The 14,828-nt window shown below is 64.0% G+C and carries 13 protein-coding genes; 5 read left to right on the top strand and 8 right to left on the bottom strand.

The genetic code is table 11. The annotated features are described in order from the left end of the window. Positions 1-143 precede the first annotated feature (143 nt). Positions 144-968 (top strand): putative hydro-lyase, encoded by an 825-nt coding sequence (locus AC5RWO_RS05590; RefSeq protein WP_498729987.1) that lies wholly within the window; start codon positions 144-146, stop codon positions 966-968. Here the strand turns inward: AC5RWO_RS05590 and AC5RWO_RS05595 are convergent. After that, positions 965-1,657 carry a MerR family transcriptional regulator gene (locus tag AC5RWO_RS05595; protein ID WP_498729988.1) on the bottom strand — a complete coding sequence of 231 codons (693 nt, stop codon included), beginning with the start codon at positions 1,655-1,657 and terminating at the stop codon, positions 965-967. The two genes, AC5RWO_RS05590 and AC5RWO_RS05595, sit on opposite strands and share 4 nt — an antisense overlap. Positions 1,658-1,735: 78 nt before the next feature. On the opposite strand from AC5RWO_RS05595, the gene AC5RWO_RS05600 reads away from it, so the two are divergent. After that, a complete protein-coding gene (locus tag AC5RWO_RS05600; protein WP_498729990.1) occupies positions 1,736-2,221 on the top strand; it encodes a DUF2306 domain-containing protein in 486 nt (161 codons plus the stop codon). Between the two features lie 106 nt (positions 2,222-2,327). On the opposite strand, the gene AC5RWO_RS05605 is transcribed toward AC5RWO_RS05600, so the two are convergent. The 3 genes from AC5RWO_RS05605 to AC5RWO_RS05615 all read right to left on the bottom strand — a co-directional run bounded on the left by AC5RWO_RS05605 (position 2,328) and on the right by AC5RWO_RS05615 (position 5,877). Then, positions 2,328-2,894 carry a hypothetical protein gene (locus AC5RWO_RS05605; protein WP_498729992.1) on the bottom strand — a complete coding sequence of 189 codons (567 nt, stop codon included), beginning with the start codon at positions 2,892-2,894 and terminating at the stop codon, positions 2,328-2,330. Between the two features lie 91 nt (positions 2,895-2,985). Continuing rightward, positions 2,986-4,356 (bottom strand): aspartate aminotransferase family protein, encoded by a 1,371-nt coding sequence (locus tag AC5RWO_RS05610; RefSeq protein WP_498729993.1) that lies wholly within the window; start codon positions 4,354-4,356, stop codon positions 2,986-2,988. 27 nt (positions 4,357-4,383) lie between these two features. Continuing rightward, on the bottom strand, positions 4,384-5,877 hold the full coding sequence (locus AC5RWO_RS05615; RefSeq protein WP_498729995.1) for a CoA-acylating methylmalonate-semialdehyde dehydrogenase: 1,494 nt from the start codon (positions 5,875-5,877) through the stop codon (positions 4,384-4,386). Positions 5,878-6,006: 129 nt separating this feature from the next. Between AC5RWO_RS05615 and AC5RWO_RS05620 the strand changes: the two genes are divergently transcribed. The 3 genes from AC5RWO_RS05620 to AC5RWO_RS05630 are packed head-to-tail and all read left to right on the top strand — an operon-like array spanning position 6,007 to position 9,382. Further along, positions 6,007-7,614 carry a PucR family transcriptional regulator gene (locus AC5RWO_RS05620; protein WP_498729996.1) on the top strand — a complete coding sequence of 536 codons (1,608 nt, stop codon included), beginning with the start codon at positions 6,007-6,009 and terminating at the stop codon, positions 7,612-7,614. A gap of 56 nt (positions 7,615-7,670) precedes the next feature. Continuing rightward, complete coding sequence (locus tag AC5RWO_RS05625; protein ID WP_498729998.1) at positions 7,671-8,033, top strand: PadR family transcriptional regulator; 363 nt, start codon at positions 7,671-7,673, stop codon at positions 8,031-8,033. Beyond that, the gene (locus AC5RWO_RS05630; protein ID WP_498729999.1) at positions 8,030-9,382 is read left to right on the top strand and encodes a permease prefix domain 1-containing protein; all 1,353 of its coding nucleotides are present in this window, start codon (positions 8,030-8,032) and stop codon (positions 9,380-9,382) included. The genes AC5RWO_RS05625 and AC5RWO_RS05630 overlap by 4 nt, the downstream gene beginning before the upstream one ends. 22 nt (positions 9,383-9,404) lie before the next feature. Here the strand turns inward: AC5RWO_RS05630 and AC5RWO_RS05635 are convergent, their stop codons facing one another. The 4 genes from AC5RWO_RS05635 to AC5RWO_RS05650 form a co-directional block, all read right to left on the bottom strand. Beyond that, positions 9,405-11,093, bottom strand: coding sequence for a formate--tetrahydrofolate ligase (locus AC5RWO_RS05635; protein WP_498730000.1), 1,689 nt, complete (start codon positions 11,091-11,093; stop codon positions 9,405-9,407). A 725-nt stretch (positions 11,094-11,818) separates the two neighbouring features. Further along, positions 11,819-12,304 carry a cupin domain-containing protein gene (locus AC5RWO_RS05640; protein ID WP_498730003.1) on the bottom strand — a complete coding sequence of 162 codons (486 nt, stop codon included), beginning with the start codon at positions 12,302-12,304 and terminating at the stop codon, positions 11,819-11,821. 15 nt (positions 12,305-12,319) lie between these two features. Further along, complete coding sequence (locus tag AC5RWO_RS05645) at positions 12,320-13,567, bottom strand: pyridoxal phosphate-dependent aminotransferase (RefSeq protein WP_498730005.1); 1,248 nt, start codon at positions 13,565-13,567, stop codon at positions 12,320-12,322. Between the two features lie 86 nt (positions 13,568-13,653). Next, complete coding sequence (locus AC5RWO_RS05650; protein ID WP_498730006.1) at positions 13,654-14,778, bottom strand: amidohydrolase family protein; 1,125 nt, start codon at positions 14,776-14,778, stop codon at positions 13,654-13,656. Between the last annotated feature and the right edge of the window lie 50 nt (positions 14,779-14,828).

The following is a 14,828-nucleotide window of genomic DNA, read 5'->3' on the forward strand; positions in this document are numbered from 1 at the left end:
CATTGCCTGTTCGCCGCCCCGACCTGCTGCATGACTAGGTCCACCCCAGGTGCCGGATGGGCTTGGGCGCAGCGGCCTAGCCGCTGACCCTGCATCTCGGCTTGAACCCACTGGCCGGCCCCTCACAATCCTGGAGCTAGACGATGACGAAAGCGCAAGACAACGCCAGCATAGTTGACCTGCCCGCCGACCCAGGCGCCTTCACCCCGGCCGAGGCCCGCGCGATGTTCCGCTCGGGTCTGGCCGTTCCGACGGCCGGCTGGTCACGCGGGTACGCCCAGGCGAACCTGATGATCGTGCCGCGCGAGCTTGCCTTCGACGTGCTGCTCTTCGCCCAGCGGAATCCCAAGCCGTGTCCGATCCTGGGAGTGCTCAACGCCGGCGAGGTCACCGGGCCGCTGCTGGCGGGCGGAGACATCCGCACCGATGTGCCGCGCTACACGGTCTACGTCGACGGACAGAAGGTGGCCGAGCCAACCGATATCAGCGAGTACTGGCGCGATGACCTTGTCACCTTCATCGTGGGTTGCTCGTTCACCTTCGAATCGGCATTGCGCGAGGGCGGGATCTCGGTGGCGCACATCGACCAGAACGTGAACGTGCCGATGTACAAGACCCACGTGCGCTGCGAACCGGCCGGATCGATATCAGGCCCGCTGGTGGTTTCAATGCGGCCCATCCCCGCCTCCAGGGTGGCCGATGCTGTGCGCATCACGTCCCGCTACCCCGCCGTCCACGGTGCTCCCGTCCACGTGGGAAATCCCGCCGAGCTGGGCATCGACGACCTGGACAAGCCCGACTTCGGCGATCCGGTGCAGATTCCGCGGGGCCACATTCCGGTGTTCTGGGCGTGCGGTGTCACCCCGCAGGCTGCGGTGATGGAGTCTCGCCCTGCCCTTGCGATCGGCCACGCGCCCGGGCACATGCTCATCACCGATGCACGCGACAGCGACTACCTGGTTCCCTAGGTCCCGGAGCGGCCAGCGCCCCTGCCGTCGTCGTTAGTTGTTCGATCGCCGGCATCCGCCACTGTGGGTCCGGCAGCTCGCCGTTCCGGAAACCGCTGCATTGCCCGTGACGTCTGGGCCAGGGCCAGCATCCGCAGCAGCAGTTTGCTGTAGAGAAAAGTTCCCATGGCAACCGTCCGGACCATCTGGTCCCGCGTGGACTGTTCCTCCACATGGCCGATGTCCAGGGCCGCTACCTGATCCACCGCGGCAGCGTAGGCGGAAAGCACAGTGGCATCCGGGGCCATGCCGAACTCCTCCATCTGGCCGAACAGTTCGTTCAGCGAACTCCGCGCCGGAGAGGGGGCATCCAGCCAACGTCCACCCGACATCAGTTCCGTTGTCCAGCGGTGGTCCGGAACGGCCTCGGCCGGCAGGCCCAGCACCGTCGCCTGCGTCAGGCCGAGCAGGTCGAGCACGTCCACTTCTGGATTATCGACGGCGGAGGTCAGCGTTTTGATCTTGTCCAGCCCGAGACCCACCAGCTGCCGGAGCAGCCGGATCAGCTCCAGCCGGTCGAGGTGCTCCTGCGTATACTCGGCGCGGTTGGCAGTGCCGGGGTTCCCAGGCTTGAGCAGGTCTTCGCGCAGGTAAAACTTGATGCTGGCCACCGACACCCCGCTGGCCTGGCTCAACGCTTTCAGCTGCACGGGAGGCTCCCTCCGGATAGCGAATCGGCCGGCAACTATCCTGTATACACCAGTGGATAGTAGTACTATCTTATAACCATGGAAGCCTGGAACTGGCTCATCGCCACCCACGCCATCGCGGCCGGCTACGTTCTGGTGCTCGGCCCGATGAACATCTTCCGCCGCGCCAAGGACAGGGTGCACAAGGCCATCGGCTTCACCTGGATCGGCGCCATGTACTACCTGTGCATCAGCAGCTTCTGGATCCAGAGCGACGGCGGATACACCTGGCTGCACGGCCTCTCGGCGTTCACGCTCCTGACCGTCACCCTCGGCCTGGTCAGCGCCATCCGCGGGAACATCCCCGCGCATCGAGGCAACATGATCGGCAGCTACCTCGGGACGGTGATCGCCTTCGTATTCGCTATCCTTGCACCGGGCCGGCGGATCCCGTTGCTGTTCTCCGAGCAGCCGGCTACCCTTGCCTTCGCCTCGCTGCTGGTCCTGGCGACTTCGGCAGCGCTGTTCTTCACCTTCAGGAGCCTGTTCCAGAAGGCGCCGGTGGAGGAAGCGGCAGTCGCCTAAGGGCCCGAGTGGGAGGCTGAAACCCGGAACGGACCCCAAAAACAGCGACGCCGGCACCCGCCGGCGAATTCAAGGGGTCGTTGCAACACTGTTGACGGTTAGTTAGTCAAGAGTAAGTCACGCAGGCGCTCGGCCGGGTGGTCGTAGTGGTCATTCCACTGTTGTAATCGACGACCCGGCCATCGGCGTAAATCCTGCCGTTCTGCGTCCTCCGGATCCCCAGATCCCATTCGGCAGCGGTCTTAACCTTGATGCCCACAGCCTTGGCCGCTTCCCGGCGGGAGGCCCCGGAACCACGCAGCCTTCGGAATTCCTCACGGGTGGATTCGTCCGGGCGTTTCCGCGCCATTCCCGCCTTCCGAGTCCAGCCGTAACATGTGTTGCGGTCGAGCCCGAGCTCAGCGGCGGCCTCGGTGGCACTTTCGAGCCGCCTGAACGCCGTGAAGAAGTCGGTCTTCTGCCGTTCGGTATATCTTCCGCCCTTCTGGAACCGCATTCCTGCCGCCCTGGACCATTGGTAACCCGTGTCCCTCTTCAGGCCGAGTTCGGCGGCAGCGGATGTGACGTTCCAGCTCTTTTCGAGCAAATCGAAGAAGCGGGCTTTCTCCTGCTGCGTGTATTTTCCGACAGAACGCGATGGCTCCGATACGGGTTTTCCCTTTGAGAACGACACGGTCGTTGCAACTCCCAAAATATCGGGTGTTGCAACGACCGCTAGAACTCAAGGCCCAGGTGCCGACGTCGCTGTTTTGTTTGAAGGTGCTTCAGCCCTGCACGTGGGCGTCCGCGAGGTCGAACACCTCGTCCAGGATGGCCATGCCTGCCTGAAGGTCCTCGGCGTTGATGTTCAACGGCGGGACCACGTGGATCCGGTTGAAGTTGGCGAACGGCAGCAGCCCGCGGGACTTGCACGCGCCGATCAGTTCATTCATTTCCGGACTGGACGCACCGTACGGGGCCAGCGGTTCGCGGGTGGCGCGGTTCTTGACCAGTTCGATGGCCCAGAACATTCCGGTGCCGCGGACTTCGCCGATGCTCGGGTGCCGTTCCGCCATTCGGGCCAGCGCCGGCGCCACCACTCTCTCGCCGAGCGAGGCCGCGTTCGCCACCATCGACTCATCGCGCATAGCGTTGATCGTGGCAACAGCCGCTGCCGCCGCCAGCGGGTGGCCGGAGTAGGTCAGCCCGCCCGGGTAGGGCCGTTGCGCGAAGGTGGAGTAGATCTCCTCGGAGATGGCCACGCCGCCCAGCGGGACGTACCCGGAGGTCACGCCCTTGGCGAAGGTGAGCAGGTCCGGCGCGACGTCGAAGTGGTCGATGGCGAACCACTTTCCGGCGCGGCCAAAGCCGGACATGACCTCGTCCGCGATGAAGATGATCCCGTACTTGGTGGCCAGCTCCCGCACGCCCCGCAGGTAGCCCGGCGGCGGCACCATAATGCCGGCAGTGCCCGGGATGGACTCCAGAATGATCGCGGCAATGTTCGCCGCGCCCTCCAGCTGGATGGTGGTCTCCAGGTGCTCCAGCGCGCGCTGGGATTCCTCCGCCTCGGTGGCCGCGTGGAACTGGCTGCGGTAGAGGAACGGCGCATGGAAGTGCACCGCGCCGGCGTTGCCGTAGTCATTGGGAATCCGCCGCGGGTCGCCGGTGACGTTCACCGCCAGCGCCGTGCCGCCGTGGTAGGAGCGGTACGCGGAGAGCACCTTGTACTTGCCGGTATGCAGCCGCGCCATGCGGATGGCGTGCTCCACCCCGTCGGCCCCGCCGTTGGTAAAGAAGATCCGGTTCAGGTCCCCCGGCGTGAGCTCGGCGATGAGCCGCGCCGCCTCGGAGCGCGCGTCATTGGCCTGCTGCGGCGCGACGGTGCACAGCTTGCCGGCCTGCTCCTGGATGGCCGCCACCACCTTGGGGTGCTGGTGGCCGATGTTGGTGTTGACCAGCTGCGAGGAAAAGTCCAGCAGCTTGTTGCCCTCGCCGTCCCACACGTAACTGCCGTCCGCCCGCGTGATGACCATGGGCTTGAGCTGCTCCTGGGCGGACCAGGAGTGGAACACGTGCTTGCGGTCCAGCTCATACGCCCGCTTGGCCGCGGCCAGCTCCGCCTCGGTGAGCGGGGAATCGGTGGTGATGCTCATGCTGCGCTCCTTAACAACGACGGCGGGTCAAGAGTTCTGCGGGAAGCCAAGGTTGATACCGCCGTGGCTGGGATCCAGCCAGCGGGACGTGACCACCTTGCCGCGGGTGAAGAAGTGCACGCCTTCGGCGCCGTGGGCGTGGCTGTCGCCGAAGAGGGAGTTCTTCCAGCCGCCGAAGGAGTAGTACGCCATGGGCACCGGGATGGGCACGTTGATGCCGACCATGCCGACCTCGATCTCGTTCTCGAAGCGGCGGGCGGCCCCGCCGTCGTTCGTGAAAATCGCGGTCCCGTTGCCGTACGGGTTCGCGTTGATGAGCTGCAGGCCCTCGTCATAGCTGGGCACGCGGACCACGGAGAGGACCGGGCCGAAAATCTCGTCGGTGTAGATGGACATGTCCGGCGTGACGTTATCGAACAGGGTGGGGGCGAGAAAGAATCCGTCGCCCTCGGCGTCCGGGGTCACGGTGCGGCCGTCGAGGACCATGGTGGCGCCGGCGGCCTCGCCGGCGTTGATGTAGCCGGCCACCTTCTCGCGGTGCGCGGCGGTGACCAGCGGGCCCATGTCCGTGCCGCGGGTGCCGTCGCCGATCCGCAGGGTGCGGGTGCGTTCGGCGATCTTGGCGACGAGTTCGTCCGCGATGGATTCGACGGCGACGATGGCGGAGATGGCCATGCAGCGCTCACCGGCGGCACCGTAGCCGGCGTTGACCGCGGCGTCGGCGGCCAGGTCCAGGTCGGCATCGGGCAGGACCAGCATGTGGTTCTTCGCCCCGCCCAGGGCCTGCACGCGCTTCCCCGTGGCGGTGCCCTGCTGGTAGACATACTGCGCGATCGGCGTGGAGCCGACGAAGGAAACGGACTTGATGTCCTGATGCTGCAGCAGGGTGTCCACGGCTTCCTTGTCACCGTGCACCACGTTGAACACGCCGTCGGGCAGGCCGGCTTCCTTCCACAGTTCGGCCATCCAGTTCGCCGCCGTGGGGTCCTTCTCGCTGGGCTTGAGGATCACGGTGTTGCCGGCGGCAATGGCCACCGGGAAGAACCACATCGGCACCATGGCCGGGAAGTTGAACGGGGAGATGATCGCCGCCGGACCCACGGGCTGGCGCACGGAGTGGACGTCCACCTTGGTGGAAGCGTTCTCGGTGTAGCCGCCCTTGAGCAGGTGCGGGATGCCGCAGGCGAACTCCACAACCTCCTGGCCGCGGGAGATCTCACCGAGCGCGTCGTCGAGGACCTTGCCGTGCTCGGCGGTGATGATCGCCGCCAGCTCGGGCTTGCGGGCGTTCAGCAGCTCGCGGAAGCGGAAGAGGATCTGCACACGCTTGGCCAGGGACGTATCGCGCCAGAGCGGGAACGCCGCCGTCGCCGCGGCAACCGCGTCATTCACGGTGCTGGCGCTGGCCAGAGCCACCTGCGAGGTCACCTTGCCGGTGGCAGGGTTGGTCACGTCGGCGAGGCGCGAGCCGGTGGCCGGCTCGGTCTCGGCGCCGTTAATCCAGTGCTGAATGGTCTTCATGGGACTCCTTGAGTGCGTGTGGGCTTGCCCGGGCAGGTGCCGGCTTCGTGGTTTCATCCTGCCCCGCCGGGCACCCCCGTGGAAGAAGCACTATGTAATCCGTTCTCCTTCGAGCTATACACTGTGTAAATGGTGCTTACCGTTGCCGATGTCCTGCAGTTGCCCGTGGTCAAGACCGGGGAACCGGAAATCCTTGCCGGCGCGGACAGGCTGGACGAAGCAGTCCGCTGGGTCCATGTCGCCGAGCTGAAGGAGCTCTCCGGCCTGCTCGAAGGCGGGGAGCTGGTGCTGACCACGGGCCTGGCGTTCGAAGACTCCGCCCACGAGGCCGCAGTTTTCCTCCGCGGGCTCGAGGCCGCGGGAGCCGCCGGCGTCGTCGTCGAAATCACCAGCGTACGGCAGAAAGCGGCGCAGGCCCTGCGCGAAGCCGCCCGCGACGTCGGCCTGCCTGTGGTCCTGCTCAGCCGGAAGGTGCGGTTTGTCGAGGTGACCGAGGTGGTGCACCGCAAGCTAGTTGCCACGCAGCTGGAGCAAGTGGAAAAGGCCCGACGCGTGCACGAGGTCTTCACCCAGCTCAGCCTCGAAAGCGCGGGCGCGGAGGAGATTGTCGCCCGCACCGCGGAGCTGCTCGGCGCGCCGGTGGTGCTCGAGGACGCGTCCCACCTGGTCCTGGCTTTCGACGCCGCCGGCTTGCCCACCATGGACGTGCTGCGCGATTGGGAAGCCCGCTCGCGGCTGGTGCACTACCGGGAGGAGACGGTCCGCTCCGGCAGCGAGCGCTGGCTGCAGACGCCGGCGGGGATCCGGGGGCACCGGTGGGGCCGTCTGGTGGTTCCCGTGCTGCAGGAAAATAACGACGACGATGCCGAATCCGCCATGGTGCTCGAGCGCGCCGGCCAGGCTCTGTCCATCAACCGGATGGCGGAGCGCGACCAGCTGGAACTCGCCCACCAGGCGCGCGCCGGACTGGTGCACGAACTCCGCCGGCCCGGCTCCCTGACCGAGTCAGAGGCACTCGCCCGCAGCGCAGCCATGGGCCTGCAACCGGCACCGCTCTACGTCCCGGCGGTCTTCCGGCTGGACCGGATTCCCGGCGAAGAACCCATCGGCACGCAGCGGCGCGAACGGGCCCTGCTGGACCTGCTGCACCGGGTGATGGCCACCTCGCGCACCACCGCCCTGGCCGCCAGCCTGCAGGCCGGATCCATCGCACTGCTGCTGCCGGTTCCCGCGAAGCAGCTGGCCGATCCGATGCTGGAGCGCATCTCCGGCGAGGCCGCCGAGTCCTCCGGCGAGCTGGGCTGGACCGTCGGCGTGGGCCGCGGCCGCGCCGAACTGCTCGCCGCTGCCGCCGCCGGGCTGGACGAAGCCGCGCAGGTCGCCGAGGCCGCCAGCACGCTCACCAAGGGCGCCAAACGCTTCTACCGCTCCGGCGACGTCCGCCTCCGCGGCCTGCTCTGGCTGCTGCACGAGGACCAGCGCGTGCAGACGTTCGTGGAGTCGGAACTCGGCGAACTTCTGGCGAACGACGACGGCGCCGGGCTGGACCTGCTGGAGCGGTATCTGGAAAGCGGCGGCAACAAGGCCCAGCTCGCGCGAACCGGCTACCTCAGCAGACCCACCCTGTACGCCCGCCTGGCCAAACTCGAAACCCAGCTCGGCGTCCGGCTGGACGACGCGGAATCGCGCACCTCCCTCCACGTCGCGGTGCTGCTGCATAGGCTTCTCAACCGCTGACTATACCTGGCAGTGCTATGTTTAATGCATTGCAGATCTAGGTATGGGAGGCGCACGTGCGCATCGATAAGGACCTGGTAGCCGCTTCGGCCACCCCGCTCGTGCTGGGGATCCTGACGGAGGGCGACCTGTACGGCTACGCGATCATCAAGCGCGTGAGCGAGCTGTCCGGCGGCGGCATGCAGTGGACCGACGGGATGCTCTACCCGCTGCTGCACCGGCTCGAGCGGCTCGGCTACGTGTCGTCATCCTGGGGCACCTCCGAAGCCGGACGACGGCGCAAGCACTACGCCATCACCCCGTCGGGCCGGGAAGCCCTCGCCGACCGGCAGGAGCAGTGGAGCGTGGTGGCGGACGCACTGCGGCAGGTGTGGCAGAACGCGCAACAACCGCCCGCCGCGATCGAGGGATGGGCATGATGGAACAGCACGCGGAACTCGAAGCCCAGATCGGCCGGTGGCGCGGGTACGTCCAGCGGCGCCAGGCCATCTCCCCCGCAGACATCGACGAACTTGAGGACCACCTGCGCGAGCAAATCGCGGACCGGCAGGCCACTGGGCTCGACGACGAAGAGGCGTTCCTCGTCGCGATCAAGCGCTTGGGCAACCTCGACGCCGTCTCCCGCGAGTTCGCCCGCGAGCACTCCGACCGGCTGTGGAAGCAGCTGGTCCTGGTGCCGGAAGATTCCGACGGCGCAGGCACTCCCCCGTGGCGCGAGCTCGCCGTCGTGCTTGCACTTGCCCTGGGAGCAGGCCTCGCGGTCAAGGCCGGGACCGTCTGGCTGGACGACGAGGCCGTGCTGGCGCGCAACCTCGGCCTGCTCGTCTTCCCGTTCCTCGGCGCCTACTTCGCGTGGAAGCGCCGGCTCACCGCCTCCGTGGCGGTGATGCTGCTGATCCCGTTCGCCGCGCTGGCTGTGGTGCTCAATGTCTACCCGTTCGTTCCGGGCGGTTCCACCGAGGTGCTCGCCATCCTGCACGCCCCGGTGGTCCTGTGGCTCCTGGCCGGCGTGGCCTACGTCGGAGGCAGATGGCGCTCCGACAACCGGCGCATGGACTTCGTCCGGTTCACCGGCGAACTCGCCATCTACTTTACGCTCCTGGCCCTCGGCGGCGCCGTCCTGGTTGGGCTCACCTTCGGCGCCCTCAGCGTTGTCGGCATCGACCTCGAACCGGTGATGGAGGACTGGATCATGCCCTTCGCCGTCCCCGGGGCGCTTGTCGTCGCCGCGTGGCTCGTCGAAGCCAAGCAGAACGTCGTCGAGAACATCGCGCCCGTCCTCACCCGCGTCTTCACGCCCCTGACCATCGTCATGCTGCTGACCCTGCTGGCCGTCTTCACTGCCGCTGGCGGCCTTGTCGACGTCGACCGCGAGCTGCTCATCCTGATGGACGCGATCCTCGTGCTGGTCCTGTGCCTGCTGCTCTACGCGATTTCCGCCCGCGACTCGCTCGCACAACCGGGCCTGTTCGACGCCCTGCAACTGGTCCTCCTGATCGCGGCCCTCGCGGTCGACGCGGTGATGCTGACCGCGATGCTGACCCGTATCGCCGAGTTCGGCTTCAGCCCCAACAAGATCGCAGCGCTCGGCCTGAACCTGCTGTTGCTGGTGCACCTGCTCCGGGCAGCCTGGCTCACCGTCGGGTTCCTGCGCGGGCGCCGGCCGTTCGGCGCGCTCGAGCGCTGGCAAACACGCTACCTCCCCATCTACGGCGCCTGGGCCGCCGTCGTTATTCTGGCCTTCCCGCCCCTCTTCGCCTTCGCCTAGCCGTCAGTCGTCCCGGAGTGGCCTAGAACAGTCCGGTGATTTCGCCGTCGTCGTTCACGTCCATCCGCATCGCGGCGGGCTGCGGGGGCAGGCCGGGCATGGTCATGACCGCGCCGGTCAGCGCGACGATGAAGCCGGCGCCGGTCTTGGGAATCAGGTCGCGGACGGTGATGGTGAAGCCGGACGGGGCCCCGAGCCGGGTCGGATCGTCGGTGAACGAGTACTGGGTCTTCGCCATGCAGACCGGCAGCCGGCCCCAACCGTTGGCCTCGATCTCCGCGAGCCGCCGCTTCGCCGGAATGGCGAATTCCACGTGGTCGGCGCCGTAGATCTGCTGGGCGATGGTTTCGATCTTTTTCTCCACGGCGAGGTCCAGGTCGTAGAGCGGCGAGAAATTCTGCGGCGCATCAACCGCGCGCGCAACCTTGGCCGCCAGTTCATCGCCCCCGGTCCCGCCGCCGCCTTCGCCCCACACGTCGGCAACGGCCGCCTCGACACCCTTCCGCCGGCACCACTGGAGAATCGCCTCCAGTTCAGCCTGCGAGTCGGTGGTGAACTTGTTGATCGCGACGACCGGCGTCACGCCGAACTTCGCCGCGTTGTCCACGTGGCGCTCCAGGTTCACCAGCCCCTCCTGCAGGGCCGCTGTATCCGGCGTTGACAGGTTCTCCTTGGCCACACCGCCATGCATTTTGAGCGCGCGGACCGTAGCAACGACGACGATGGCCGACGGCGCAAAGCCCGCGGCACGCGCCTTGATGTCCATGAACTTTTCGGCACCGAGGTCCGAGCCGAAACCCGCCTCGGTGACGACGATGTCGGCCAGCCGCCGGGCGGTCTGCGTGGCAATAATGGAGTTGCAGCCGTGGGCAATGTTGGCGAACGGCCCGCCGTGGACCAGCGCAGGCGTGCCGGCGATGGTCTGTACGAGGTTTGGTTTAACGGCATCCTTGAGCAGCATCGCCATGGCACCTTCGGCGCCCAGGTCCCCTGCGGTGACGGGCTTTTTATCGTAGGTGTAGCCGAAGGTGATGCGGGCCAGCCGCCGTTTCAGATCCTTCAGGTCAGTGGACAGGCAGAACACCGCCATGACTTCGGACGCCACCGTGATGTCGAAGCCGTCCTCCCGCGGCACACCCTGGCTCGGCCCGCCAAGCCCGACGACGATCTGCCGCAGCGTGCGGTCGTTCATGTCAACGACGCGTTTGAAGGGGATGCGCCGTGGATCGATGCCGAGGGCGTTGCCCTGGTAAATATGGTTGTCCACCAGGGCCATCAACGCGTTATTGGCTGACGTAATGGCGTGGAAGTCGCCGGTGAAATGGAGATTGATATCGTCCATCGGCAGCACCTGGGAGTAACCGCCGCCGGTAGCGCCGCCCTTCATCCCGAGGATCGGCCCCAAGGACGGTTCCCGCAACGCGATCATCGTCTTGTGCCCAGCCTTGGCCAGCGCATCGCCCAAGCCGACGGTCACCGTTGACTTGCCCTCCCCTGCCGGCGTGGGCGACATGGCACTGACCAGCACCACCCGCCCGCGCGGCTCCGCCTGCTCCTCGGCGAGCTTGGCCGGATCGATCTTGGCCTTGTAGTTGCCGTATAGTTCCACGGCCTCGCGCCGGATGCCGGCGGCCAGCGCGACGTCCATGATGGGTTTCAGCGTGGCCCGGCGGGCAATTTCCAGATCGGTCAAGGGGGAGGCTGCAGACATCGTTGTCCTCTTCCATCAGCTGGCGGCATCTATGGAGCCAACGTACCAGCCGAACTACGATTTGTGACCGGTAGCCTGCGGCAAAAAGGGCATCCGGGCTGCCCGGCGGGTGAGCGAGGTTGGTGGAGTGATTTGGCATGCTCAGTGCATGCAGCAGTTGGCGCCTTTATCGATGGCGGCGGAGCGTCTGTCGACCAGTAGAAATCGCACTCAATACGATTCGCCAGACTTTACTTAACATAATCTATGCTATCGGCGTTGCGAGATACGTAAAAAAGCGGGCTGCAGATGGTAACAACCGCGAACCCAACAGCCATGCCGGCGGTAAGCCTTCCTGGTTTGTCAGCGAGGAAAACGCCTTCTGACTAGGCGTTTTGTCTCGCCGATAACCTGCCTTATGTCAAGTAGAAGGCAGCATATTGGCATCAGATGATGCGAACTCGCCGGACGGTTTTCGTCCTAGTTCTCCGATCCAGCACCCTCTGAACACGGGGCAACTCTTCTCTCCGGCGCTTTGAGTGATCGCCACTACTGGCGGTCTGCAAGCTCTTACGGCCCGTGGTAACTCTGTTACTTCCGTACTCTGTCAGTAAAAGCGCCGATGATGATTGACGACGCCAATGCCGGGTTCTCTCCCCTACTAATAGCTTCGGCGGTCGGTCTAGTCGAAGGCCGCATAGGTTCGTTGAGTGGCTCATGTATTCGTTCCGTAGGAGGACCACCCTTCAAACGCCCGGTATGGCGCCCGCAGGAAGGAAAGTAACGCCGTGAAGAGCTGAAAGCCTAACGACTTCCTCATAGTCGTCAAGGTTGTCCAGTTCATCGAAGAGTTCCGCGATGCGGCCGGCAGGACTTACCCAAAAAAGCGCCTTGTTGGAAATGTCAGACCTGTTGAAGTAGGCATGGGTATGGTTCATAGGCATCCGGACGAAATCTCCCGGGCCGGCAGTGGTCCACTGGCCATCGAGATACAGAGTATAAGTGCCTTCAAGAACGTACATGTGTTTATCTTGGTTAACATGAACGTGAGGCGAAACACCCGTTCCTTGGGGATCATGGGATCGCCACACGAAGCTGCTCGCGCTTTTTGCCTTCAACAGGTATGTGTGGCCGAGAATATTCCAGGTTTTATCGCCCATCGCCTGTCTGGCGCGCGTGATATCTCCCTCGGGTGCAGGTTGGGTAGAAACTTCAGTATCGAAATTTTTCATAGCAGCTCCTTCAGTTCAAGAAAAGGCGTTGAGATTTTCAGGATTTGAGTGAGTGACTTGCTGCTGTCCGGAACTGTGAATTTTGGAATGACCGAGTTTCGTTAAGGAATCATAAATTCGTTGGATCCCTTCCTCGTACAACCGATCGTCAGGTACAGCGCCGTACATGATGCGGAGGAAGCCTTCTCCTCCGGTTCCGAACCAAGTTCCAGGCGAAACCCCGATATTCGCATCCCTAACGAGGAAATCCCGCACTTCGGTTGAGGTTCCTAATTTGTGCACATCTACCCAAAAGTAAAAGCCACCGTTAGGAAGTGGGCACGTGACGCCTTCAATGCTGTCTAGGACCTTCTGGCCGAACAGCCGGCGTCTTTCGTAGATTTCGAACCATTCATCGAGGTAGGACGGATCATTGTAGGCGGCCGCTACACCATATTGAGCGAACGTGTTTGTCGGCCCGTGCATGTTGAACGTTGCCGGTTTCAGGATGTCGATAACCTCCTTGCACGCGACCATGTATGCGACACGAAATCCCGTCAGTCCGAGGTCCTTTGACGTCCCGAAAACGGTGATTGTCCTGTCCCGCATGCCAGGTAACGTCGCGAAGGTAACGTAGTCAATGCCGTCATAGATCTGCCGCTCGAAGTCCTGATCGACAACGATCATTAGGTCGTGCCGTTCTAGGAAAGCTGCGAGCTGCAGAAGCCCTTCCCGCGTGTATACCGTTCCTGTGGGGTTGTTGGGATTAGTAAGAATTAGACAGCGTGTATTTTCCGTAACGCGTTTTTCCAGCTCGTCAATTCGGAGCTGAAAGCCATCTTCGGCGTAGACAGGAACAGACACACTGGTGGCGCCCATCTGGTAGACATCGTTGAAGTTTTCGGCGAACCCGGGATCGATGTTGAGGACTTCATCGCCCATATTCGGCCGGATACACAAACGAGTCGCCAGATAAAGACCGAAGGCTGAACTCGGCACGACGATCAGTTCAGTCTCGGGGTCCACATCAAGATGGTTGAAACTCGCCAATTTTCGTACCAGCGCCTCTTTAAGGACCGGTTCCGCAAAGCCGTTAGCCAACGAATAATGTGTTTTACCGTCATCGAGTGCCTTTTTAGTTGCCTCAATGACGTGCGAGGGTAGGCATGGTTCAGGGAAAAAAGGGTCAGCACCCAGCAGGGTTATTTTTGTCGTGGGGTCAAGTGCATCGTAGGCAGTAAAGTCCGGCCATCCGAGGCCCAACCAGGAATCATCGATTCTCAAGGGATGCTTTCTCTCTGTTGGTGAATATCAATATCTATTTGGTGGTGCGGTCGATTCGTGATGAGGTCATGCGAGTTTGAGACGCATCACCGAACTGCCCGCCCAGCAAGCCAGACCTGACGCACGTCGAGCAGCGCTCGTACGTCATTGAGCGGATTGCTTCCCAGAATGAGAAGGTCCGCGTCTTTCCCCGTTTCCAGGGAACCGCTACGAGAACCCGCATCCACCGTTTCTGCGACGTTCAGTGTCGCGGAGCGGAGCGCCTCTGCTTTGTCCAGCCCCAGCTCAACCATCAGTTCAATCTCGCGAACGATGCCCGGGATGCCGGCCGCCATCTCGATTCCGACCTCACCCGCGCTACCGCGAGGGAGGTTGTCAACTCCAGCAACCATCTTGACGCCGAGCTGCGCTGCGCGGGAAAACAGCTCATGATGCCCTGCGCGAGAGTCCTCGGCATTCTTGCCCATCCACTCCGGCAGCCCCTGCTCCTTCATATAGGCAGGGGTCCACACATCCGTCACGGTCAGTTGCGGGCTCCATGAGAGCCCTTCCCGGAGGAACTGTTCAGCGATTGCCGGAGTGCAGGCAAAGGCATGCTCGATGACGTCGGCACCCGCATCAATCGCCATGGAAACTGAGAGGTCACCCATGGCGTGCACCGCGACTTTCCGCCCCCACATGTGGGCCTCTTCAATGGCGGCCTCAAGTTCGTTCTTCCTCGTAGTCAGCGCATCGACCGGCCCGCGATACGGGATACCACCCGTCATCATGAGCTTCACTGTGTCGACTCCCGCAAATGCCGCATCACGGACGCGCATTCGGAACAGGTCCGGCCCTGCGGATCGGCGCGCCCATTTCGTGTCTCCGGCAGCGTAGATTCGGGGCCCTTGCACAGTCCCTGCCGCGATAAGATCCCGAAGGACGAGGTCTGTGTTGTCGGGCTCGCCGAGAGACCGCAGCGAGGTGACACCGTGAAAGAGGTTGTCCTGGGCCTTCGCGATGCATCTCGCCATTGCCACCCGTGAGTCTTCGCCACGGAGAAGATGCTCAAACGGCGGAACACGGCTGCCGAGGTGGATATGGCCATCCCACAGCCCGGGCATGACGAAGGCTCCGTCGAGGTCCCTGACGTCGTGGTTGTCGGAAGGCACGCCTTCGGATAAACCGACGATCTTCCCGTCGACAACTTCTAAGGAGGACCGCTCGATCAAGGGGGGGATTCCCGAGTCTGCCGCCGCGCAGGTGACGAGATTCGCGTTGG

It is taken from the genome of Arthrobacter sp. B055-34, assembly GCF_059090425.1.

What these genes read in the sequence shown, in the direction of transcription:
- AC5RWO_RS05630 (WP_498729999.1), top strand. Translation starts at nt 8,030, where the DNA reads ATGATGGAACAGCACGCGGAACTCGAAGCCCAGATCGGCCGGTGGCGC.
- AC5RWO_RS05590 (WP_498729987.1), top strand. Translation starts at nt 144, where the DNA reads ATGACGAAAGCGCAAGACAACGCCAGCATAGTTGACCTGCCCGCCGAC.
- AC5RWO_RS05615 (WP_498729995.1), bottom strand. Translation starts at nt 5,877, where the DNA reads ATGAAGACCATTCAGCACTGGATTAACGGCGCCGAGACCGAGCCGGCC.
- AC5RWO_RS05600 (WP_498729990.1), top strand. Translation starts at nt 1,736, where the DNA reads ATGGAAGCCTGGAACTGGCTCATCGCCACCCACGCCATCGCGGCCGGC.
- AC5RWO_RS05620 (WP_498729996.1), top strand. Translation starts at nt 6,007, where the DNA reads ATGGTGCTTACCGTTGCCGATGTCCTGCAGTTGCCCGTGGTCAAGACC.
- AC5RWO_RS05635 (WP_498730000.1), bottom strand. Translation starts at nt 11,093, where the DNA reads ATGTCTGCAGCCTCCCCCTTGACCGATCTGGAAATTGCCCGCCGGGCC.
- AC5RWO_RS05610 (WP_498729993.1), bottom strand. Translation starts at nt 4,356, where the DNA reads ATGAGCATCACCACCGATTCCCCGCTCACCGAGGCGGAGCTGGCCGCG.
- AC5RWO_RS05640 (WP_498730003.1), bottom strand. Translation starts at nt 12,304, where the DNA reads ATGAAAAATTTCGATACTGAAGTTTCTACCCAACCTGCACCCGAGGGA.